Origin of the sequence: Kurthia sp. Dielmo (genome assembly GCF_000307285.2) — a bacterium.
GTDB lineage: Bacteria > Bacillota > Bacilli > Bacillales_A > Planococcaceae > Kurthia > Kurthia populi.
This window is the reverse complement of record NZ_HE578958.1, coordinates 1-22142: the sequence shown is the minus strand read 5'-3', so window position 1 is coordinate 22142 and position 22142 is coordinate 1. Positions and strand designations below refer to the sequence as shown.

25 protein-coding genes are annotated in these 22142 nt (G+C 37.4%); 18 read left to right on the top strand and 7 right to left on the bottom strand.

Annotated features, from left to right (window positions below):
* Positions 1-9 precede the first annotated feature (9 nt).
* From KTHG_RS08575 to KTHG_RS08500, 18 genes are all read left to right on the top strand, one after another.
* The gene (locus KTHG_RS08575; RefSeq protein ID WP_139992822.1) at positions 10-540 is read left to right on the top strand and encodes a phage major tail protein, TP901-1 family; all 531 of its coding nucleotides are present in this window, start codon (positions 10-12) and stop codon (positions 538-540) included.
* Between the two features lie 61 nt (positions 541-601).
* Positions 602-988, top strand: a complete 387-nt coding sequence (locus KTHG_RS22045; RefSeq protein ID WP_029498767.1) for a collagen-like protein — start codon at positions 602-604, stop codon at positions 986-988.
* A 70-nt stretch (positions 989-1058) separates the two neighbouring features.
* Positions 1059-1514: a tail assembly chaperone gene (locus tag KTHG_RS08565; protein WP_029498769.1), complete on the top strand. Its 456-nt coding sequence runs from the start codon at positions 1059-1061 to the stop codon at positions 1512-1514.
* A 26-nt stretch (positions 1515-1540) separates the two neighbouring features.
* Entirely contained in the window at positions 1541-1852 is a 312-nt protein-coding gene (locus KTHG_RS08560; protein ID WP_139992820.1) for a hypothetical protein, read from the top strand.
* Entirely contained in the window at positions 1853-7390 is a 5538-nt protein-coding gene (locus tag KTHG_RS08555; RefSeq protein WP_139992818.1) for a hypothetical protein, read from the top strand. It begins immediately after the preceding gene.
* A gap of 9 nt (positions 7391-7399) precedes the next feature.
* Positions 7400-8272 carry a phage tail domain-containing protein gene (locus KTHG_RS08550; protein ID WP_139992816.1) on the top strand — a complete coding sequence of 291 codons (873 nt, stop codon included), beginning with the start codon at positions 7400-7402 and terminating at the stop codon, positions 8270-8272.
* A 14-nt stretch (positions 8273-8286) separates the two neighbouring features.
* Entirely contained in the window at positions 8287-9207 is a 921-nt protein-coding gene (locus KTHG_RS08545) for a hypothetical protein (RefSeq protein ID WP_139992814.1), read from the top strand.
* Positions 9208-9209: 2 nt separating this feature from the next.
* Entirely contained in the window at positions 9210-10253 is a 1044-nt protein-coding gene (locus tag KTHG_RS08540) for a hypothetical protein (RefSeq protein WP_139992812.1), read from the top strand.
* The gene (locus KTHG_RS08535) at positions 10253-10513 is read left to right on the top strand and encodes a hypothetical protein (protein WP_139992810.1); all 261 of its coding nucleotides are present in this window, start codon (positions 10253-10255) and stop codon (positions 10511-10513) included. The genes KTHG_RS08540 and KTHG_RS08535 overlap by 1 nt, the downstream gene beginning before the upstream one ends.
* A 35-nt stretch (positions 10514-10548) precedes the next feature.
* Positions 10549-10704 (top strand): hypothetical protein, encoded by a 156-nt coding sequence (locus KTHG_RS21170; RefSeq protein ID WP_186439533.1) that lies wholly within the window; start codon positions 10549-10551, stop codon positions 10702-10704.
* Between the two features lie 54 nt (positions 10705-10758).
* The gene (locus tag KTHG_RS21620; RefSeq protein ID WP_139992808.1) at positions 10759-12645 is read left to right on the top strand and encodes a siphovirus ReqiPepy6 Gp37-like family protein; all 1887 of its coding nucleotides are present in this window, start codon (positions 10759-10761) and stop codon (positions 12643-12645) included.
* Positions 12646-12712: 67 nt separating this feature from the next.
* The gene (locus KTHG_RS08525) at positions 12713-12892 is read left to right on the top strand and encodes a hypothetical protein (protein WP_139992806.1); all 180 of its coding nucleotides are present in this window, start codon (positions 12713-12715) and stop codon (positions 12890-12892) included.
* Positions 12892-13119 (top strand): hypothetical protein, encoded by a 228-nt coding sequence (locus KTHG_RS08520; RefSeq protein ID WP_139992805.1) that lies wholly within the window; start codon positions 12892-12894, stop codon positions 13117-13119. Before KTHG_RS08525 ends, KTHG_RS08520 begins: the two co-directional genes overlap by 1 nt.
* A 30-nt stretch (positions 13120-13149) precedes the next feature.
* Positions 13150-13332 (top strand): hypothetical protein, encoded by a 183-nt coding sequence (locus tag KTHG_RS08515; protein WP_139992803.1) that lies wholly within the window; start codon positions 13150-13152, stop codon positions 13330-13332.
* Between the two features lie 72 nt (positions 13333-13404).
* Positions 13405-13812, top strand: a complete 408-nt coding sequence (locus tag KTHG_RS08510; RefSeq protein WP_139992801.1) for a phage holin family protein — start codon at positions 13405-13407, stop codon at positions 13810-13812.
* Between the two features lies 1 nt (position 13813).
* Entirely contained in the window at positions 13814-14599 is a 786-nt protein-coding gene (locus KTHG_RS08505; protein WP_139992798.1) for an N-acetylmuramoyl-L-alanine amidase, read from the top strand.
* Positions 14600-14674: 75 nt separating this feature from the next.
* On the top strand, positions 14675-14824 hold the full coding sequence (locus KTHG_RS21155) for a hypothetical protein (RefSeq protein WP_186439532.1): 150 nt from the start codon (positions 14675-14677) through the stop codon (positions 14822-14824).
* Positions 14825-15157: 333 nt separating this feature from the next.
* Positions 15158-16363, top strand: coding sequence for a copper amine oxidase N-terminal domain-containing protein (locus tag KTHG_RS08500; RefSeq protein WP_139992796.1), 1206 nt, complete (start codon positions 15158-15160; stop codon positions 16361-16363).
* Positions 16364-16445: 82 nt separating this feature from the next.
* Here KTHG_RS08500 and KTHG_RS08495 read toward each other — a convergent pair whose 3' ends face one another.
* From KTHG_RS08495 to KTHG_RS08465, 7 genes are all read right to left on the bottom strand, one after another.
* Positions 16446-16775 carry a hypothetical protein gene (locus KTHG_RS08495; RefSeq protein WP_139992794.1) on the bottom strand — a complete coding sequence of 110 codons (330 nt, stop codon included), beginning with the start codon at positions 16773-16775 and terminating at the stop codon, positions 16446-16448.
* A gap of 18 nt (positions 16776-16793) precedes the next feature.
* Positions 16794-17309, bottom strand: a complete 516-nt coding sequence (locus KTHG_RS08490) for a DUF4352 domain-containing protein (protein ID WP_139992792.1) — start codon at positions 17307-17309, stop codon at positions 16794-16796.
* A 304-nt stretch (positions 17310-17613) separates the two neighbouring features.
* Positions 17614-17892, bottom strand: coding sequence for a transition state genes transcriptional regulator AbrB (locus KTHG_RS08485; protein ID WP_126991817.1), 279 nt, complete (start codon positions 17890-17892; stop codon positions 17614-17616).
* Between the two features lie 267 nt (positions 17893-18159).
* Positions 18160-18837, bottom strand: a complete 678-nt coding sequence (locus tag KTHG_RS08480) for an ABC transporter ATP-binding protein (RefSeq protein ID WP_139992790.1) — start codon at positions 18835-18837, stop codon at positions 18160-18162.
* Positions 18837-19874 carry an ABC transporter permease gene (locus tag KTHG_RS08475; RefSeq protein ID WP_139992789.1) on the bottom strand — a complete coding sequence of 346 codons (1038 nt, stop codon included), beginning with the start codon at positions 19872-19874 and terminating at the stop codon, positions 18837-18839. The genes KTHG_RS08480 and KTHG_RS08475 overlap by 1 nt, the downstream gene beginning before the upstream one ends.
* Positions 19875-19993: 119 nt before the next feature.
* A complete protein-coding gene (locus KTHG_RS08470) occupies positions 19994-21025 on the bottom strand; it encodes a C40 family peptidase (RefSeq protein WP_255512414.1) in 1032 nt (343 codons plus the stop codon).
* Between the two features lie 282 nt (positions 21026-21307).
* Positions 21308-22021 carry an HD-GYP domain-containing protein gene (locus KTHG_RS08465; protein WP_126991821.1) on the bottom strand — a complete coding sequence of 238 codons (714 nt, stop codon included), beginning with the start codon at positions 22019-22021 and terminating at the stop codon, positions 21308-21310.
* Between the last annotated feature and the right edge of the window lie 121 nt (positions 22022-22142).

Below are 22142 nucleotides of genomic sequence, written 5' to 3'. Positions count from 1 at the left end.
GAATCATACATGAACAAAGGTAAAGATACGATTTTATTAGTACAACGAGCAAAAGATGCGTTAGGAACAGCAGCATATTTAATCGCAAATCAAACAGAAAGCTCATACTCAATCGAAACAGAAATCATTGACGAGCAAACAAAATTCGGGCGTTTAGTTGAATATGGCAATACGTCTGAATCATTCGAAGTAACTGCATACGGCCAAACGGGTGATGCTGGTCAAAAGGCTATCTTAGATGCAATTAAAAATAAAGAGCAGTTAAAAGTTTGGGAAGTAAATACAAACAAAAACGATGCAGGTAAATACGATGCGAACTTTGCTTATACAATCGTTGAATCGGTTGAAAAGTCAGGCTCAACAGATGGCTTCGAAGAATTATCAACAACACTTCAAGTAATTGGCCAAACACAAGCAGGTGAACTTGATACAGCAGATGTACCAGATGCAGTTATCGAATTTGCGTTATATGGCTTCGAAAAACCAGGTGAGTTCACAGGTGAATATGGTAAAGATCATAAAGGCACAGTGACACCCTAGTGCTGCCGCAATCGGAAATGCGGCTATCGGTTCAACATTTGTAATTCAGTAGGAGGTCCACATGGCTAAAACAAAAGCAGAATTAAAAACAATTTTTGTCACAGGCGCAAAGCCTACGCAAGCTGACTTTCACGATTTAATCGAGGGAGTGCAAGGCGAACAAGGGCCACAGGGTTTGCAGGGTCCAAAAGGCGACACAGGAGCAAAGGGTGAAACTGGTGCACAAGGTGTTAAAGGTGATACCGGTCCAATTGGTCCAGCAGGCGCTAAAGGTGACAAGGGAGATACAGGCGCAACAGGTGCTAAAGGTGCTGACGGTGCAAAGGGTGCGAATGGCTTATCTATTACAGCTATCGCACTTACAACAGACGTTGACGGTAAAGTAACGGGCGGTACAGCGACTCTTTCAGATGCATCAACGGTAGCAATTACAGTAACAACAGCTTAATGACATATCAATATGGAGGGCTTCGGCTCTCCTTTTTATACTTAAAAAAACACTAGGAGGTCATTTAATTATGGCATTAACTTTAACTATTCAAGATAAGAAATACACTGGTAAACCTTCATTCGCGATGGCGCGATATGCGAATGAAAACTATGGTAACTACATCGAAAAGGCGAACAAATACGCGCAAGGTATCGAAAATATTCTATCGGGCGTTATCGAGGGTTCAATCGAATCAATCGTACAGTACTGGGATGCAGCACTTGCACACTTAAAAGAACGCCCGTCAATCGCTGAAATTGAAACAGCATTAGAGGAACGCATTGAACAAGACGGCGATACAGAGCCGCTTCTAAAAGAAATTTATCGCGAGTTATCGACAAGCGGTTTTTTCAAGAAAACGATCAAAGAGTTTTGGAAGAACATCGAAATGATGCAGGACTTTGGGGCGACGGACGAGGAGAAAGAGCAGAACAAGAAAGCCTACGACATGATGCAAAAACTCAAAGCGGAAATCGAGGAATAGATTTCGAACAGTTAGAAATTGATGCAATGCAGTATTTGAATATTGCGGATAACGACTTGTTATATGCGATGACACCCAACGAATATAATCGAAAGATTAAAGGTGTCATGCTACGAGATGTACAGACATATGAAAATATGACGATTCAAGCTATTTTTAATGCTCAGGCAACGAACGGAAAACGTATTACAGCCAAGAAGTTATTTGATGCAGAAAGAGCGCGTCAAAACATCTTGCATCCGAAAGAGCAAAAAGAAAAAGAGCGAGCAAGTCGTGATTACACGTATTTACAACGAGCACTTGCAGCAATGAACCAATCTAAAGAAGGGAGTGAGTAGATGGCAAACGTTGAACAATTTACTGCGATAGTTGGTGCAGAGGTCAAAGAGTTTAAGCGCAAAATGAAGGAAGTCGACAAGGCGATTCGTGATGCTGCAACTGGGGCAGATGTTGATATAACCGCAGATGTAAAAGACTTCATGCGCAATATCAAAGAAGTACGCACTGAAATGCGTAATCTTGCAAATAATGACGTAACGGTAGATGTACAAGCAAGTGTTGCAGAGGTATTAGCGGAGTTGAATGCCGTTGAGGACCGTTTAAAAGAATTAGAACGCGAAGATGCGACAGTTGATGTACAAGCGAATGTACGTGACTTTTTGCGTGATATGCAAACAATTGAAGCGAGGGTGCGAGATTTAAACCGCGAACAAGCGAAAATTAATGTTACTGCAGATGTTGACCAGGCAATCGTTGAAATGGCCCGCATTGAACGTAAAGCAGATAAGCTGCTAGAAAGTGATGTACACGTTGATGTCGAAGCAGATGTAGACGATGCATTGACAGACTTTGAAACAATCCAAAATCGCATTCGTACATTATCACAGCAAGAGCCGACTGTAGAAGTACAAGCAGATATTCGTAATTGTATGCGCGATTTGCAAAGAGCCGAATTGCGCTTGGACCAATTAACAGAACGAAATCGACAAATTGATATTGATGCAGACGTTACAGAAGCGTTAGGTCAATTACGATTGGTTGAAAATGTTGCGGAGCGTTTAGAAGGTGAAGCGCATGATGTTGAAATCCACGCAGATACTTCAGATGCCTTACGTCGCATGGCTGAACTTCGAGCAGAAATCATGAACATGGACCGTTCAAGACCTACTATAGATGTACAAGCGGATATTTCACAATTCATGATTCGCATGGCACAGCTACGAGCAACAATTGAAACATTACGTCGTACAAATGAAATTCGTATTGATGCAGAAACATCGAGTTTTAAATACAAATTGGCATTGCTACGTGCGCAAATCCAAGCGTTAACTCGTGCAGCAGTTATTAAAATTACCGCACGTATTGATGCGTTTCAAGCATCAATCGCTACACTCGCAAGTAATATTCGAGCATTTGGTGAGGTAGCTGGCTATGCGTTAAGAGGAGTCTTTGTTAGCTTATTGCCAATGATTGCACCAATCCTTGCAAATTTAGGTGCTTTAATCGGTAATTTAGGTGTCATGATTGGGGTTATTGCAGGGCAAACAATGGGCTTTGCGTTTGCTTTAGGTACAGCGTTTGCAGGCTTTGGTAGTGTAATGGCGATGGCAATTGGCAATATCAAAGTGCTATATGAGAAGAACGCTAAGTTAAATGCACAACAGCAAGCAACAAAAGCATCTATCGACAAAATTAAAACGACATACGAGGGCTTAGTTAAAGCTACTCAGAAGCCAATTTTGGAAGGTGTACAAAAGGGCGCACAAGTAGCAACAACACTTTTGAATCGACTGAAACCAATGTTTATGAGCTCAGCACAGGTATTTAACAGCTTAATGACATCTCTTAAACAATCAATTGGCACACCACCGGTACAACAGTTTATCGAGTACTTAAATGCAGAAGCACCATTAATGTTATTAAATTTTGGTGCAGCAATTGGCAACCTTTTCAAAGGATTAGCTTCGATGTTTGTGGCCTTTACACCATTAACTGAATCTGTGTCAGCAGGCTTTTCACGAATGTCGGAATCATTTGCTACATGGGCGCAAGGATTGCAAAAGAGCGAGAAGTTCAAATCTTTCATTAGTTATGTGCAAGAAAATATGCCAAAGATCAGTAGTATTTTTGGTAATGCAATTGTTGGAGTAGTAAACTTCTTTGCAGCCTTCGGTGGTTCCGCTTCTGGAATGATGACGAGCTTACAAGGGTTGATGGAAAGATGGCGCGCATGGACTGCGGCGCTTGGTGAAAACCAATCGTTCCAAAATTTCCTTTCATATGTGAGCGCCACAGCACCAGAGGTAATGTCGCTAATTGGCAACTTAACAACCTTCCTAGTGAATCTAGGGATTGGCATGGCTCCGCTAGGCGCAATACTTTTGGAAATGGTAAACAAGTTTTTAGCATGGTCTAACAGTATGATGCAAGCACATCCAGCTATCGGACAAATAATTGCAATTGTTATTTCTTTATCGGGTGCGTTTATGGCGATTATGCCGGTTATTTTAATGTTCAAGGCATTGTTTGCAGGTCTAGGTACAGCAATGATGGCTGGCATTGGTAAAGCAATTACGTTTATCACAGGATTGTTTACTAGTTTTAGTAGCACATTAACAACAGTTGGTACATGGGTAGCGAATTTGGCAACGAAGTTTCCTGTGCTTGGCACAGTAATTAGTTTACTAACAGGTCCAGTTGGTCTTGTGATTGCTGCTATTGCGGCATTTGTTGCGGTGTTAATTGGTGTGTATCAAACGTCTGAAACATTCCGAAATCAAGTATCTACAGCCTTTACAGCGGTATGGAACGTTATTCAAACGGCGTTCGGCGCTGTTGCTTCTTTCCTTTCAGCTACATGGGCACAAATTATGGTCATCTGGACAACGAATAGCGCAAACATCATGACAATTGGTACAGTCGTTTGGGGTCTGATTAAAGACACGATTACAATGACAATGAGTCAAATTATGATGGTGTTCCAAACGGTATGGCCATTGATTTCAACAATTGTGCAAGTTGCTTGGGAAGTAATTAAAGCGGTCATTACAACTTCTGTGGCGATTATTTCGGGTGTTTTAACAGCATTGACAAATCTTTTAACAGGCAATTGGTCTGCGGCATGGAATGCGATTAAAACAATGCTTACAACGATTTGGAATGCAATTGTTTCAGCAGCTAAGAATATTTTTAACATTTTAAAATCATTCTTGCTTAGTATTTGGAATGCGATTAAAGGGCCTACAACAAGTGTATGGAATAGTATTAAATCAACGCTGACGAGTATTTGGAATAGTATTAAATCAACTGCTACAACCGTATTTAACGCTGTTAAAACAGCGATTACGAATGCTTGGAATACAATCAAGAGTACGACAACGAGCGTATGGAATGGCATTAAATCAGCTATCACGACAGCATGGAATGCGATTAAGAGCGCAACAACAACAGCGATAAACGGGATTAAATCCGCGGTAACAAATGGTTTTAATGCCATAAAATCAGCAATTACGAATGCAATGAATGCGATTAAATCGGGTATTAGTTCAGCTTGGAGTGCAATTAAGAGTGTAGTTTCAAGTGCCATTAGCGCGATTAAATCAGTTGTAACGAGTGGTTTTAGTGCAGTTCGTTCGGCTGTATCAAGTGTGATGTCTGCTGTTAAATCTGTTATTACAAGTGCTTGGAGTGCGATTACATCTGCCGTATCAAGTGCTGTTAGTACAATTAAAAACACAGTCGTAACAATGTTCAATTCATTAAAAAGTGCTGTATCAAGTGCAATGAATGGTGTTGTAAGTGCGATAAAAAGTGGTTGGCAGTCAGCGCAGTCCTTTTTATCAAGTATTGATTTAACAGCGATTGGGCGACACATCATTCAAGGGCTTGTGAATGGTATTAAATCAATGGCCGGCGCAGTAATCGGCGCAGCTAAATCTATTGCGGATAAAGTGAAATCAACAATCAAATCAGCAATGGACATTCACTCGCCATCGCGCGTTACTTATGCACTTGGTGAACATACTGGGCAGGGTTTTGCGAATGGTATTACATCGAAAACGAAAGTTGTTACAGCAAGTGCTAAAAAGACAGCAAATGCGGCTAAAAAGGCGTTCAACGATTCACTTAAAAACTTAGATTTACGTTTATCTGCTGGATCTATCAGCACGAAAACTTATGTAAAAGAAGCTAAAGCGCTTGGTCAAAAATATAAAAGTGTGACGAATGCGATTGCAACGGTCAATGCAAAGATTGCGAAAACAACAACTGCAGCCGCTAAAAAAGCGCAACAAGAGGCGCACAATGCGTACTTAAAACAACAAAAAGCATTCAACAGCAAGATGACGAATTTGTCGAATAAGTATTCTGCAAATAAAATCACTGGCACTAAATATATTGATGAAATGAATAAGCTTGCTAAAACGTACAGTAATGTTGAAAATGCCGCTTCTAAAGTAGCCGCCAAAACTGCATCAATCAATAAAGAACTATTCAACAGCAAGATGACGCAAATCGGCAACAATTATCAAAATGGCGACTACACCATTGAGAAGTATTTGAAAAAGCTAGAACAGACGAAAGAGAAGTATAAAAGTGTCAAAGGTGCTGAGATGAAAGTCGACAAAGAAATCGCAACGGTGCGCTATGAGTTAAATAAGCAAACAGTTGATTCTATTTTAGCTGACGAAACAATCGGAGCGAATAAACAAATCGCATTGATTAAAGAAATCGGCAAAGAGTATGCAAAAGGTTCTCAAAAGCGCAAATACTTTGATGAACAACTGCAGAAGTCGAAACAAGAGTTATACAACAACTTAACTACTTTATCTGATACCTATACAACGAAAATCCAAGATGCCAATAACGCATTGATTGAATCCGAAAAGAAACTCAATGAAGAATATGAAAAAGCTGTATCAGATCGCGCGAATACTATCTACAAATCAATGGGCTTGTTTGATGAAATGGCTGAAAAATCAGCAACAACCGGTGCTGAATTAATTAGCAATTTAAAATCACAGGTTGCGGGTATGTCGGAATGGGCGGCCAATATGGAAACACTTGCTGGTCGTGGTGTAGACGCAGCGCTAATTGATGAATTACGCGAGCTTGGTATTAAGTCAGCAGGAGAAATCGAAACACTTACAAAGATGTCTGATACTGAGTTAGCAGAATTTGTAGGTGCATGGAAAGAAAAGTCTGAACTTGCAAATAAAATTGCTGTCAGCGAAATGAAAGACTTACGTGTATCAACAGATGCAGAAATTACGAAGATGCGTGAAGAAACAGCACTTCAACTTGATACGTACAATAAAGAATGGCAACAGTCGATTAAAGATTTAACTGGAGGTACGAAGAAAACATTCAATGCGATGACAGCGAGTATGCCTGCGATTGGTAAGAATGTCATTAAAGGCATGCAAAGTGGGTTAACAGATATGACGCCTAGTTTATTAGCGCAAGCAAAAAGCATTGCTGATGAAGTGAAATCTACAATTCAACAGGCTTTTGACATTCATTCTCCGTCAAAATGGGCGAATAAATTCATTGGCGTCAATATCGTCAAAGGGTTAATCAATGGTATGGCGAACATGCAAGCGCAAGCTGTTAAAACTGCGCATAAACTCGCTGAAAGCGTAAAAGATGAAGTGACGAGCAATTTAGTAAGTGCGGATGTATTAGGCTATACAGCATCATCTACAAGCGCTATCAGCAAAGAATTATCTATTTCAGTGAAAGTTGAAGTTGAGGGTGGCGGAAATGGTACAGGTGGAAACGTTACAATCAATAATCAATACGACAATGCACCGTCAAGCCCTGCAGAACTCGCACGACAACAGAAAAAACAAATGCAAAATTTAGGATTTGGTATGTAGGAGGTCACGATGGAGAAACTAATTTATACAAACGCTTTAGGAGTGTCTATCGAAATCGGTGGGCCTCCTTTTTATTTGCAAAACGTGGAGGGATTAGGAGATGTCACAGCTGACATACAAACACAAAAGAGCGCCTACGAGGACGGCTCTACTTTACTGGATGTTATTTTAAATAATCGAGAAATACCAGTTGATTTCGTGATTGCTGCTAATTATGACGAAACATATGGCGATGTATCAGAACGGCGTGCGTTAATGGCGAAAGTGCTTAATCCAAAATTAGGAGTGGGAACGTTGCGCTATGAGAATGAACGTATTGTGCGCATCATCAAATGCATTGCCGATGGCGTACCTTTGTTTCCGGACAAAGAGGGCCGTTCCCAACGATTGCAAAAAGGTTCAATTACGTTTATTGCACCGAGTGTTTACTGGGAATCATTAAACATTATCGAGGAACCGCCGTATATCCCGTTGTTTAAATTTCCTTTTAGTGGAACACGCCCATTCAAAACAGGGCTACAACAAGATGAACGTATCATTACGAATGACGGTGATGCTGAAACGCCGCTCTACGTTGAATTACAAGGGCCAGCAACAAATCCACGTATCATCAATAAGACGACAGGCAAATATATTAAGGTGGACCAAGATTTACTGATTGGTGAAACGATGATTATCGATACGAATCCTGATACAGCAAAAGTTATTTTTATTGATGTAGAAGGGAATGCACGAAATGTCGTACACTGGCTTGATCTCGGTTCATCACTTGCGTCTTTTAAATTACAAATTGGTGAGAATCGTATCGCATATGTCGCGGATAGCGACATTAGAAACAACACATTCAACTTAACATGGCGTAAGCAATATAACGCCGTATAGAAAGGGGAGAGAAGATGGCAGAACTATATAAAATGTTTGATTCAACAGAAGAAGATGAACGCTGGTATATGGCGAGTGACTTCGCTGAATACTTTGGTAACGTTTTATCAAGTGGGCTATTACACACAAATAATGTGCCAGCGCTTCGAGTTTCAGTTGGTGATGGGTTAACAACACGCTTGAGTACAGGTAAAGCGTTAATCAAAGGGTTTAGCTATCAAAACACAACAGTTTTAACATTTGAGCACGCTATCCCAAACGTAAGTAAATCCCGCATTGACCGCGTTGTCCTTCGATTAGATTTGCGCAGTGAAAATCGTTATATTAAAGCGTTTGTGAAACAAGGGGAGGAAGCGACTAATCCAGTCGCACCAACATTACAACGTGACAACTACATTTACGAAATCTCGCTTGCGCAAGTCAGAGTAACATCTGGCGATAAAGCAATCAATCCACTTTATTTCGTTGATGAGCGCTTTAACGAGGATTTATGTGGGCTTGTAAGTTCATTAATTACTGTACCGACAAGTGAATTTCAAGCACAATGGGATTACTGGTTTAGCGCACAAAAAGGCGTATACGTTACTGATTTACTCAATTGGTTAGCTGAACAAAAACAAGTATTTATGGATTGGAAAGATAACGAAACGCAAAGTTTCGAGAATTGGAAAGATAACGAGGTTCAATTATTTACCGATTGGCGAAAAGTTCGAGAAACAGAATTTGAAGCGTGGCAAAATGGCGCTGAAACCCATTTTACTCAGTGGTTTAACGAATTAAGAATTGTACTAGATGGTGATGTAGCAGGTAATCTATTTAATATGATTACTGCTGAATTACCCCTGCGCTTCGTAAAAAATAACAAAACTTATAAATATGGCTTTAGCGTCACAGATGACTTTAATGGGCTTATTTTTAAGTATGAGGAGGCTTAATCATGCCGGAAATTGCATTGCCAACACTAAAAAATCAAGAAAAAATCATGAAGATGCTTCAAGCACAAGACGGGGCATCTTTTTCGCCTGTTATGGGAAAAAAATTAGTATTACAGAATCAGACAAATTGGAATACTGAAGTTTTTAAAAAAGACGAAAATTATATTTACACACTATATTTTGGAACTATCACCAAGCTGAATGTTTCTGACTTATCACCAACTAATGTAACTTTCACAGCTGATAGTACGGTGTCGCTAAAAAATATTTTCATAAAAGAAGATTTTTTAATAACAGGAGGACTTATTAAAGTTGGAGATTATTATCAAATAATCATTTATAAACTCAATAAAGATGATTTAAGTATTATCCAGCAAAAGCAATATGCAGTTTCTACTACAATGAGCCGGAATGATAGCTGTTTGTTATTTGTAAATGATAATTATATCTGTCTAACATGTATAACTAATTACTTCCAATTACCAATCTTTGATATAGACACTCTAAACTTTGTTAAAAATCCTTTTAGTAATCGAACTATGATTTATGCCCCAGCTATAGCATATGGAGATAATAGCTTACTTGTATTAGGTAACAATAATGGCTCGACTGCAAATTACACCACTTATTCTTTCTCAACAGATACTGTATATCAAAGTTTATCCGATGCAGATATGGGCGTTATTAAAGGTATTTGGTTCGATGATAATTTTATATACTTTATGAGTAATACATCTATTTGTAAATATTCAATTACAAGCCGACAAAAAGTAGCTGTTATCAAATTAAATAGTTTACTTCAATTCGCTATAGATAGCGCTTTTTATCTTTTAGACAGCAATTACAAATTTATTAAATGTAATCTCAACTTGTTTAGAGATGGTGGATATGAATTTACAAGTGATTTCTTTGAGCAAGTTAAAACTATAAATTCTATTTTGATAGAATCTCTAGAATCCGATATTTACTTCTTAACCGACACAAATAAACTTTCTAAAGCAAAAGTGCTTCATAATATCCTCGGCTATGAAAGGATTGATGAATAATGTATTATTTAGTGCCAACAAGCGACACATTTGTTGTTTACTATGATAAATTATTTGTGCCAGCATCTTTAGTTAATCAAGTAATAGAGGTAGAAACATTACCAGAAGGCGAAGGCGTGCTAAAACGCAATGCAAGTGGTAATTTTTATCGCGAGTCAGTTGAACTTGAAGAAGCACCACCAACACCAACAATCGAAGAAAAAATCTTATATGAAACACAATATCAAACAATGCTCATCGAAACATCGATGAGTTTTTAATTTGCAAAAAAACAAACCAATTGGAGGAAATTTAAATGACAGCATATACATTATCTAAAAAATTCGTAATGGCAAAAACGTACACAAAGGCAGACATCACAAAGCGTGTAAATACGTTCTACATGTTCAATCAATTCGAGCAAGCTGAATACGAAGAATTAATGAACTTAATCGAAACAACTTATGCATAAACATCAACCCTCTAGTTTGCGCTAGAGGGATTTTTTATATAAAGGAGGGCTAGCATGATACCCTTACGCGTAATTGACACAGACTTCAAGTTTTACGGGGAAGTAGCAAAATATGAATCCTTGCAAATCACAAATAAATTATATGGCATTGGTGAAATCGAATTACACATTAATCGACATATGCACAACGCAGATTTACTACAACAAGACCGCATCGTTTTTATCGAAAATGATTACGATACGCCATTCCAAATCTTGCATCGTGAAATCGCACTCGATGAAAATGGTAAAGCAACAGAGAACTGGCTGATTAAAGCGATTCCTTTAAAAGCGTGGCTTGCAGACCGTATTTGTATACCGCCAGACGGGAAAACGAATGATGACATTACTGCAGACGTTGAAACGGTCATGAAAACATTTGTTGAACATAATGCATTGAAACCAACTAATCCTAAACGTGTAATTCAACGATTAGTAATCGCACCGAATAGAAAAAGAGGGCCTACTATTACACGTGGGCCACGTTTTAATACGCTATCAGAGGAACTTGAAACAATTGGTACACTAACGGGTATCGGTTGGAACATCAGTATAGATATTACAAATAAACGTTTTGTATTCGATATAATCGAAGGTGCAGATCGTACAGCTGGACAACGGCAACGTCCTCCAGTTGTATTTAGTCCTGAATTTAAAACACTTCAAACACTCGAATATACTGAAAGTAAATTGGACCAAAAAACGACTGCTATTGTTGCTGGCCAAGGTGAGGGAATAGAACGTAAGGTTATTACATTGAATGATGATTTAACCGGTTTAGCGCGTAAAGAATTGTATGTTGATGCGCGTGATATTGCAGACACTACCCAACAAGAAACAACGTTGACCGAAACTGACGAAGAAGGCAATGTTACAGAATCTACTACAACTATCGAAGTTCCTCGCCCAGAACAGGAAATTATTGCAGATCTAACGAATCGCGGTAATGAAAAACTAGCGGAATACGAGCAGACGCTATTCTTCAGTGGACAAATCAATACAGGACGCTTCAAATATGGTGAAGATTGGTTTTTAGGTGATATAACGACATTGCAGCATAAAGACTGGGGCGTGACGTTAGATGCACGAATTACCGAAGTAAAAGAAATTCATGAGGTTGGCCATTCAAAACAAATTGAGGTTGTATTTGGTAAAGACATCCCAACGTTTATCGATAAATTAAAACGCACAATCAAAGATGCAACAGACACAGGTGGCGTAACGAGTGGTGTATCAAGAGCATATGTAGATGAAAAAGTAAGTTCGATTACATCAGTCGATTACAACTGGAATGGTACGCAATTAGGGGTTAAAGCGAATAATGAAACGCAATATAAATATGTGAATCTACAAGGCCCCCAAGGGTTAAAAGGTGAGCGCGGTGAAAGCGGCCCAATTGGTCCACAAGGTATGCAAGGACCCCAAGGATTAAAGGGTGACATTGGACCACAAGGTATACAAGGAATACGTGGAGAAAAAGGCGATAAAGGAGATATTGGCTTAACTGGTCCTGCAGGTGCAAAGGGTGATAAAGGTGATCCATTTGTTTATTCAGATTTTACCGTGGAACAGTTAGCTTCGTTAAAAGGCCCGAAAGGCGATGCTGGTGAACAGGGTCCGCCTGGTCCAAAGGGTGACAAAGGAGATGTGGGTCCAGCAGGTACTACAAGTTGGACTGGTATCACAGATAAACCAAATATCGTTACCAGCGTGACAAGCGAATCTACTACAGACATTGCAAGTGCTGCGTCTGTTAAAAGTGCATATGATTTAGCGAAACAGGCCAAGGAAGCTGCCGAAAACAGTAGTGGTGGAGATAATACAATGATTGTCGATGGCGCAGCAGTAGCATGGTCCTTAAAATTAAATGCCAATAAAGATGGTTTGGTATTTGTATATTGAAAATAGCAGAAATATATTATATGAATTACTCGTTTTTATGTGGATAATAAGTAAAAGGGGTGTTTATATGGAATTTAATGTTAAGTATTCATACGCAAGGAACGGTGAAGTATTAGAAAGTGTAGAATCCGTAGAGATTGATGTTCCAAAAGACATACAAAAAGAAGAATTGGTACGATTAATTTGCGATGAAATTCGTGAGAAAACAGGTCACGTAGGTGTGAAATATTTATATGAAGTAGATTAATGAAGGATGTTATTAAAAATAGCAGAAACCTACGATTCCAAACCCTTGCCGCAGTTGAGATAATTGTGACGAAGGGAGATGGGAAAATGTTTGACCAAAAGACAATCGAAAGAATGGTTGAAAGCACCATCAAAAAAGGCGTTCAAAAAGAGACTTGGTATTTGAAAGAAAAAATCGAGGAATTAGAGCGACGTATCCAAAAATTAGAAGAAGAAAAAAATAAGTAATTTATTCAAATTCTAATAAGGAGGTCACTCATGAAAGAAACGCTTAAATACGGTTATAACGCGAATAAAGATGGTGGAATAGTCGACTGGAAAGAAGATTTTATAACAGTTGATATTAACTACCCAGAAAACGTAGATAGGAAAACAAAATACGAATTACAAGTTAAGGCGGTAGAAGAAGCTACAGGTCTTGCGAAACCTAAAATAATGTAAGAATCTCAAGCACATCCAACCGGGTGTGCTTTTTATATACAGAAAAATAGATAAATGAATGGAGATTAGAACATGGAAACATTAAATCATATCATTGCACACCCCTTTATTGCTTACTTCCCGAAAGCAATACAAGGGCTTTTACTCGTGTACATCATTTTCAAGGCAATGGACTTTGCTACAGGGTTATTAAAGACGTGGAAGGGTGTTGTGGGCTATAAATCACGTTTAATGCGCGAGGGGCTTATTCGCTGGATTGGTGAGATGGTGGCGATTATGTTCGTGATTGTGATTGATATTGCGCTAGGGCTGAACTTCTACTTATCGGGCGCTACATTGGCGCTATTCGTGTATAAAGAGGGCGGTTCAATCGCTGAAAACTTGAAGCTATTAGGTGTGAACATGCCGGGAATTTTAGAAGAAATTGACCAAGACAAAGTGAAGAAAGCAATCGAAGATAAAATGAAAGGCGGAAAATAATATGGCGCTTAAAAACGAACACATTACGGTAAACAAATACACTCGCCCAGGTGCTAAGCGCGGTAGCACAAAAGGCATCATCCTTCACTACACAGCCAATCCCGGAGCAAGTGCAGACAATCATCGTCGATACTTCGGTAATGGCGGTGGAGGACGTTACGCAGGCGCTCACATCTTCATCGACAGCAAGGAATCACTTTGCATCGTGCCGTTGAACGAAGTCTGCTATCATGCTAACGACAATCAGCGCTATGTGGGCGGTAAGTCCTATCGTGGTGCATCGAGTGCGCTCGGGGCTAATGCGAACCTAAGCACAATTGGCATTGAAATGTGCATTGAAAAGGACGGTACAATTGCGGCAGCTACTTTTAATCAAGCTGTCGAAGTTACTGCGGATCTATGCAAAACATACAAGCTAGATACAGATGATTTATACCGTCATTACGATGTGACAGGTAAAAACTGTCCTGCACCTTGGGTAAGTAAATCAAGTGAGTGGACACGCTTCAAAAACGCTGTAAAAGCAAAATTAGGCGGCAAAACCGTAACAACAGCATCAAAGGAAAAAGAAACTGCTGCAGATAAAGTAAAAGGCACGATTAAAACATTAGATAAGCTAAATTACTACGACGGCCCACGTTGGAACAAAGCAACCGGCACAGTCGCAAAAGGCACTGTATTAACCGTTACAGACCGCATTTATGTAGGTGGAGCTTATCAATACAAGACAGTGAGTGGCACGTATATCACTGCATCAAGCGAGTTTGTTAAATTCACAGCAAAATAATTCGCAACTTATTGCAAGAAACGCAGACAAAAAGCGTTATACCAAGTAGAAGCGATTAAACTGTGAGGTGATAAAATGCAAAAGAAAAAGCCGCACCGCGAAGGTACGACTCGTATGGAGCGCCGCAAATCTGAAAAGAAAAGTTGGACGACTTGGATTTCAGTTGCGGTAGATCTAGCTAAGACTGCTTATTACGCAATCGGAGCATATGATTTTTTCTTGTGATTCTGTTATAATTCATAAGAAATTTTTATGCAATTGAGCAAATAATAAGTTTAACTTATTTAACGAAAGCCCCTTTCTTCTTATATAAGAGGATTGGGGCTTTTTTTATTTCAGCAGCGCTAGGCATCGAAATAAACGAATACATTGAACTGTACATACAGCATTTGCGCAATAATTGTGTACCGATGGCATAATAAAACCCCTCATAAGAGAGGTTATTTTTATTTCTACAGATTCATAAGTCCTTTTTGATATATTAATAATAGTCTTTTTTTATTATAATATAATTAGTAAAAAAGGCTTTAAGAGTCAAAAAAATAAGGAGGATAATACATGAGCAAAAGATTCGATTCTATTACAAAAATTATTATCAGTACAACATTAGTAAGTAGCGCTGCGTTAGGTGTTGCAAATATTACTTTTACAGAACAAGTATCAGCTAAAAAAACAAATGATTATAAGTATATTTCTACTAAAATCAATGGCAAGAAAGTAGCTTTGAAAGCTAAATCGGTTAAAAAGGATGGCATTTATTTTGTTCATTCGACTGAACTATTAAATAAACTTGGTGTGAAATCAAGCTTTAATTCAACTACCAAAACTTTAAAAGTTACAAATGGCAACAAAACAATTACCATAAAAAAAGGGAGCAAGTATGCATATGAAGGAAAGAAAAAGTATACTTTGCCTGCAACACTACAGAACATTAACGGACGATTATATGTACCACATGACATTATCTCTAAAGTAACTAATTATAAAACAAAAGTGACATCAGGTACATTAACGATTACGAAAAAGGTTAGCTTAGGTGGGGTAACAAATAATGATAATGCTTTCAATTCAGTTGTAGAGCATAAAAACAACCCATCAGTGAGTAAAAAGATTTACAATGTGAATGCATCTAATAAAACATTAGGTAATTCATATGGCGAGAAAGATGTAGCAAGCTATAAAAAGTTAGTAAAACATTTGGAACCTTTTGCTGAACAAGCGCTCGCTCATTCAAAAAAAAATTACGGTGATGATAGTAAAGAAATGAAAGCCTTTGATGATTACTACAACAAAGGGGTAGATTATAACAAGGGAGAGTTAAGTAGAGAAGAAAGAATTGACCCTTATATTGAGTCAATATTAAATGTAAAATCTGTGGTAGGGGTATTAAAGAAACAGAATGTATCTAGTAAACTTGCAGAGAAGATTTACAAAGACCACCTAACTGTTGGGTATTTCTCATATGCTGTTCAACGTTATGCATCGGACAACTACTATGATATAGGTAAAATTAATAATTCTAACGATTCGCTTTATGGGTTTTTACATGGTAAAGGGGGTAACTGTAGAACGGATACCCAATTATTGATGTATATGCATAATAAATTAGGTAATGAGACTGCAGGATTAGCAAATGATAGCTTCACTCATGTATCTTTACTTTATAAAGTAGAAGTTAAGTGGATTAAACTTGGATTAGGTAATGAACTTTCTGTTCATACACTCAAGGGTAATGAAATTTACAACCTGGATGCACATTATTAATATAATAATGAATAAAAAAGGCTACCATTTGGCAGCCTTTTTACATTGATATAAAACACTGTTTTATCTACTCTTGATATTTCTATGCTGCAGATGGTACTGTTTGTTTCTTTTTGATAAAGAATGATAAGATACCCGCAATAAATAAGAAAATAAATGCGATAGTAAAGAATAATCCATTTGCGATAAATCCGTAGATTGCACAAATCAATAGTACGATACCAGAGAATTTCGGGAATTTCCAAGCTAAGAACCCGAAGAATATTGATAAGAACGATACCCAAAATACTGCCGCGCCGCTATCGGCCATTGCATCCTCACTAAAACCTACACCAAACGCTGTCACCATAAATCCACTAGTAAGCCCTGCAAGACCGCCTAAAATTGATAATACCGCTACCCAAATCTTCATATTATATTTTCGCTCCTATTAGTTAACTTTAATTTTCCATTTAACTTCTTTGTCGTCCCACGAAAATGCAGGTTGATATATTAACTCATACGCACTTTCTTTTGTTACGTCATAGTACAGTTTTCCGCTTTTATTTTTACCAGCGTTTAGATCTGCACTGATTTCCATTTCGTCATAACTAAAATAACTATCGAATTGTTCACCGTTTTTGTCGTATAGTTTAAAATCTGTCGAATCAATGAACGCAGATTCTTTATTTGTGTTTACAACTTTTAACGCTAACGTAAGAACTTCATCTTTTTCTGGTGCGCCATATTCAGCAGGCGGGGTGAATTCTGCATTTTCTATAGTGATTTTAACACCATCAATTTTCACTGTATCGCCTACTCCGTAAACCTTATTAGAATCATCTTTTTCTTTTTTATCTGATGCAGATGACTTTTCATCTTTCGTTACGTCCTCAACAGATGTTTCCGCGCAACCAGCTAAAAGCAGAGCACTTGTGGCTACTGTTGCAAATAACCATTTTTTCATGTCATAACCTCCAATATTTGTATATTTTAATTTTATCGTTGATGTTAAAAAATGTATGTAATAAATTTATGAGCTTTTAAAATAAAAAAATGCTCTTTCTATAAAATCATAGAAAGAGCATTATTATATAAAAAGCCACTCGCCGGCATATTTTAAAAACATATATACTTATTTAACGTAGTTCCCGTTTCAGTTCCCACTTAGTTCCCATATTCGTTATATAACGAATGACTAGGGAGTTTATTATTTATCTTGCAAAAACAGCTATAAATAGCGGTATTACGCCATTTGCATGCATGAATGACTACTTGTTTAATTGAGATTGAATTTCTTTTACTAAGATTTGTGCGCCTTCTGGGCTTAAGATTAAGTTGCCACCAGCAAGGCGGAAGTTATCATCTGATACTTCACCTGTAACAGCACAAGTCATATTTGGTAAATATTTTTTTAAGATGATTTTATCATCATCAACGTAGATTTCTAATGCATCTTTTTCTGCAATTTTTAATGTGCGGCGTAATTCGATTGGAATAACGACACGGCCTAGCTCGTCAACTTTACGTACAATACCTGTAGATTTCATAGGGGAAATCCTCCTAATAATATATAATTAATTCGTCATTTTTCGACAAAATCTTTATCCGGAAACTATCATACCAATTCTTTTTTTCTGCGTCAATCAATTAAAGTCGTATAAAACGATTAAAAATACGTATTTCAGGACTTTAATACAGCCTTTTTTATAAAAAATTACTTTTTTTAGCTAAATCTAGCTTTTTTAAATAGAAATAATGCAAAACTTTTTTCGACAAAAATAGACAAAAGCTGTCGAAAAATAAAAACATCGCAATTACTGCGATGTTTCTTTTTGTTTGACCAATTTTCCTTGTTGCATTTCATAAATGATATCACAGTAAGGTAAAACACTCTCATCATGTGTTACGATAACGGCAGCTTTATTACGTGTATGCACCTCATGCGCAATCAATGCGACAATTTCTTCACTACGACTTGCGTCAAGCGATGCAGTTGGTTCATCCGCTAAAATTAATTCTGGATCATTCATAAATGCACGAGCGATAGCAACACGTTGCTTTTCACCACCAGATAAATGTTGGATATGTTGTTTTTTCCGGTGACTCATACCAACCGCTTCTAATAATTCATCCGCTCGTTTTTCATCCCAAGTATTATTTAAATCAGCAACTACTTTTAGCTGATCTTTTACCGTCAAGAATGGTACTAAGTTTGATGCTTGGAAAATATAGCCGATATTTTTTAGACGCACATCTGCTAATTTATTTTTAGGGTAGTTTGAAATATTTTCGCCATTTATGAAAACATCTCCGCTTGTTGGAGTTTGAAGTGCTCCCGCAATTGATAAAACCGTACTTTTACCACATCCAGACGGACCAATAATTGCGACAAGCTCTCCTTTATTTACCTCAAAATCTAAATTTTCTACAACTGTTAATATATCATCACCATCTTGGAATTGCTGTGTGATATGTTGAAGTTTTAATGTCATTATTCTACTCTCCCCATCGCTTGAATTGGATCGGCCTTTACAATACTAATTGTTGAAATGAGTGCACCAATTAATGAAACTGCAAATAACGCGGCACCATAACTTAAAATAACTGTTGGCTCAAAAACAAATGGCATTCCTTCTGGCATAAATAGAGGTAAGATATAAGCGAATAGCGCAGCAAGTGTAATGCTAGTAATCGATAAAATGAATACTTGTAGCATCGTTGCGCGAATAAGTGATTTGCTTTTCGCGCCAATTGCTTTTAAGATACCAAATTGTTGTACTTTTTGAATCGTCATAATATAGAAGAAAGCTCCTAATACGAATACAGCAATAATAATTAAGAAGCTAAGCATCATATTTAGAGAACTTTGCTCTGCACTATAGCCTGGAATTTGTGCCACAACATCTTCTTTGGTTGACCAGTCACCATCAATTGATTGTGCAGGTGTCCCTGAAGTTGAAACAAGCGCATTATAAGTAAATCCTACTTTTTCCCATAGTGCAGGCTGGATAACGATTACCGGTGTATGGCTATACGTAAAATGTTCTGTGAATGCTGAAACCTTTACCTTTTTTTCAACAGACGGTAGATAAAGTACACTACCAAGTTTTACGCCATGTTCTTGCATTGTTTTATCAACAATCACTTCATTAGCGTTTTGAGGCATCTTACCTTCTATAATAGTTGGTAATAATTTTTTGTTTTCAAATGTCATAAACGTGCTGTCAATTTTTTTCCCATCTTTACCTTTTTCAGTTGTTTGCATTTGAACACCAAATGCAGAAGCATCTTTCGCCTTTCCTGCTTGTTCGATTGTAAACTGTGATCGATCTAATCGATTTTCACTATCCTCCGCTAAATAAAAATTTGTTACCTCTAATTCTTTCATAGAAGAGGCATTATCGTTTGCTAGCCCATTTGCTAATCCACTAATAATAAATACGAGCGCTGCAACAAAAAATAAAATAAACCCAATCAATAAATACTTTAATTTAAAAAAAGTCATTTCTTTAATTGATAATGAAAACATTGTATACTTCCTTTCCTTAAGTCGTTATCACGAGTATAATCTCTCTTTATGAATGGATTATGAACACGTAAAAAAACAGGCACTGCTTTTATGCAGTGCCTGTTTTTAAAGGTAGAAAATTATAGTGAGCCGTATCCTGTGAAATATTTACTCCAATAACCAGTATGAATTGAATCTACTTTAATGCCAGAGCTTGCCGCAGAAATCATCTGTCCATTACCGATATAAAAACCAACATGTGAAATACCGCTTTTATACGTGCCACTAAAGAATACTAGATCGCCGACGCGAGGTGTAGATGTTTTCTTTGCCATATTATAGTAACCAGCCGCGTTTGTACGCCCCATATTTTTACCTGATTGATTATAAACATAATAAATAAAGCCAGAACAATCAAAGCCTCTTGGACTTGAACCACCGAATACATAAGGTACACCTAAATGCTTATATGCATTTGCGATGACGCTAGCAGAATTAGAAACAGGTGTTGTTGAAGGCGTTTTGTCTGTCGTATTTGTAGATGTTGTTGGTGCCTTACCTGAAACGGTTAATTTTTGACCGACAAATATCGTTGTCGAAGAAAGATTATTTAATGTCATTAGCTTTTGATGGGTTGTTCCGTGCGCTGCCGCAATTTTACTTAGGGAATCACCACTTTTTACAATATAACTTTTTGATGACGTATTTGATGAACTACTTGTCGTCGATGAATCTGAAGAAGGAGCAGTCGTCGTTGTCTTACCTGAAACGGTTAATTTTTGACCGACAAATATCGTTGTCGAAGAAAGATTATTTAACGTCATTAGTTTTTGATAGCTTGTACCATAGCGACTTGCAATTTTACTTAATGAATCGCCCGCTTTCACAGTATATGTACTCTTAGATGATGTCGTTGAGGGTTGTTTTGTAGTGGACGGAGATTTTGAAGTTGATTTATTAACTTTTAAAATTTGTCCAACATGGATAACGGTAGAAGAAAGCCCGTTTTGTTGCATAAGTGTTTGGTAAGATACGCCATATTTAGAGCCGATTTTACTTAATGAATCACCTGCTTTTACAGTGTATGTTGCAGCAGAGGCATCCATTGTTGAAGTAAGGGCCATTGCAGTACCAAAAAAAATCGTGGTTGCTGTCTTAGTGGAAGTTTTCATAGGCATCTCCATTCTAATTGTTTTTATTTAATTGTAGAAAAGAAATGTGTCATTTGAATAACGAATAGATGATAAAATTCGATCAAATAATGCGATTATATCTTATTTATGTCATAAACATATTATTAAATATTTTTTTGAAATATAAAGTACCTACTTTTTGTAATATTTTAATGTTTATTTGCTTATTTTGTTATTTTTTTATTGTATTCTTAATGTTTAACCAATAAAAAAATGGGTATGCCGAAGCATACCCATTTAAGATAATCTAAATAAATATTTTTAGTCTTTGTATTTACTCATAATAGGCGTCGCAATACATGATGCCAAAAGTGCAACATACGTAGCATCTAATTTTCTGTCTATATCATGCTGTAAAACGCTAAGCGCTTCTATAGGAGGCATCGCTTGTTTGTAGCATCTTTTCGCTGTTAAGGCATCGAAAACATCACTCACTGCCACAATCTTTGCCCATGGATGGATGTATTTCGCTGTTAAACGATATGGATAACCACTTCCATCTAAGCGCTCATGATGCTGCACAACAACTTCTTGAATACCATTTGGGAATGGTGCATAGGACTGCAAATAGTCCAGCCCCCAAATGGTATGTGTTTTTATTTCCTCGTATTCTTTTTGAGTAAGCCTTCCTGGTTTATTTAACAAAGTAGACCGAATTGAGATTTTGCCAATATCATGTAAGAGAGCTGCTAGTGCTAAATGTTGTAGTTCTTCTCTTTTCATATTAATTTTTGAGCCAATTGCAAGCGAATAGACTGTTACATGAAAAGAATGTCGAAGTACTGTTTTTTCATGTTCTAATAATTGTGTTAATAATGTCAGGTATGTTTTATTTTGTTTAACGATTAAGAGTGCCTCTTGTAAAATTGGTTGGATTTGTTTCGTTGTTACATCATCAGGTACGCCTACTTTTTGTTTTAATGATGCGAGTAGTGAACAAATGTTGATGTGATCAATCCAATTTGCCGATTCCATTTAATGCCTCCTTCACAAAGGTAAATTCTATAAAAGGAATATCTATCATTTTTTTGAGGGATTTTTAAATAATTATACACTATGTTGTGAAAAAATTCGAAAAAATAATGTTATTATAGGA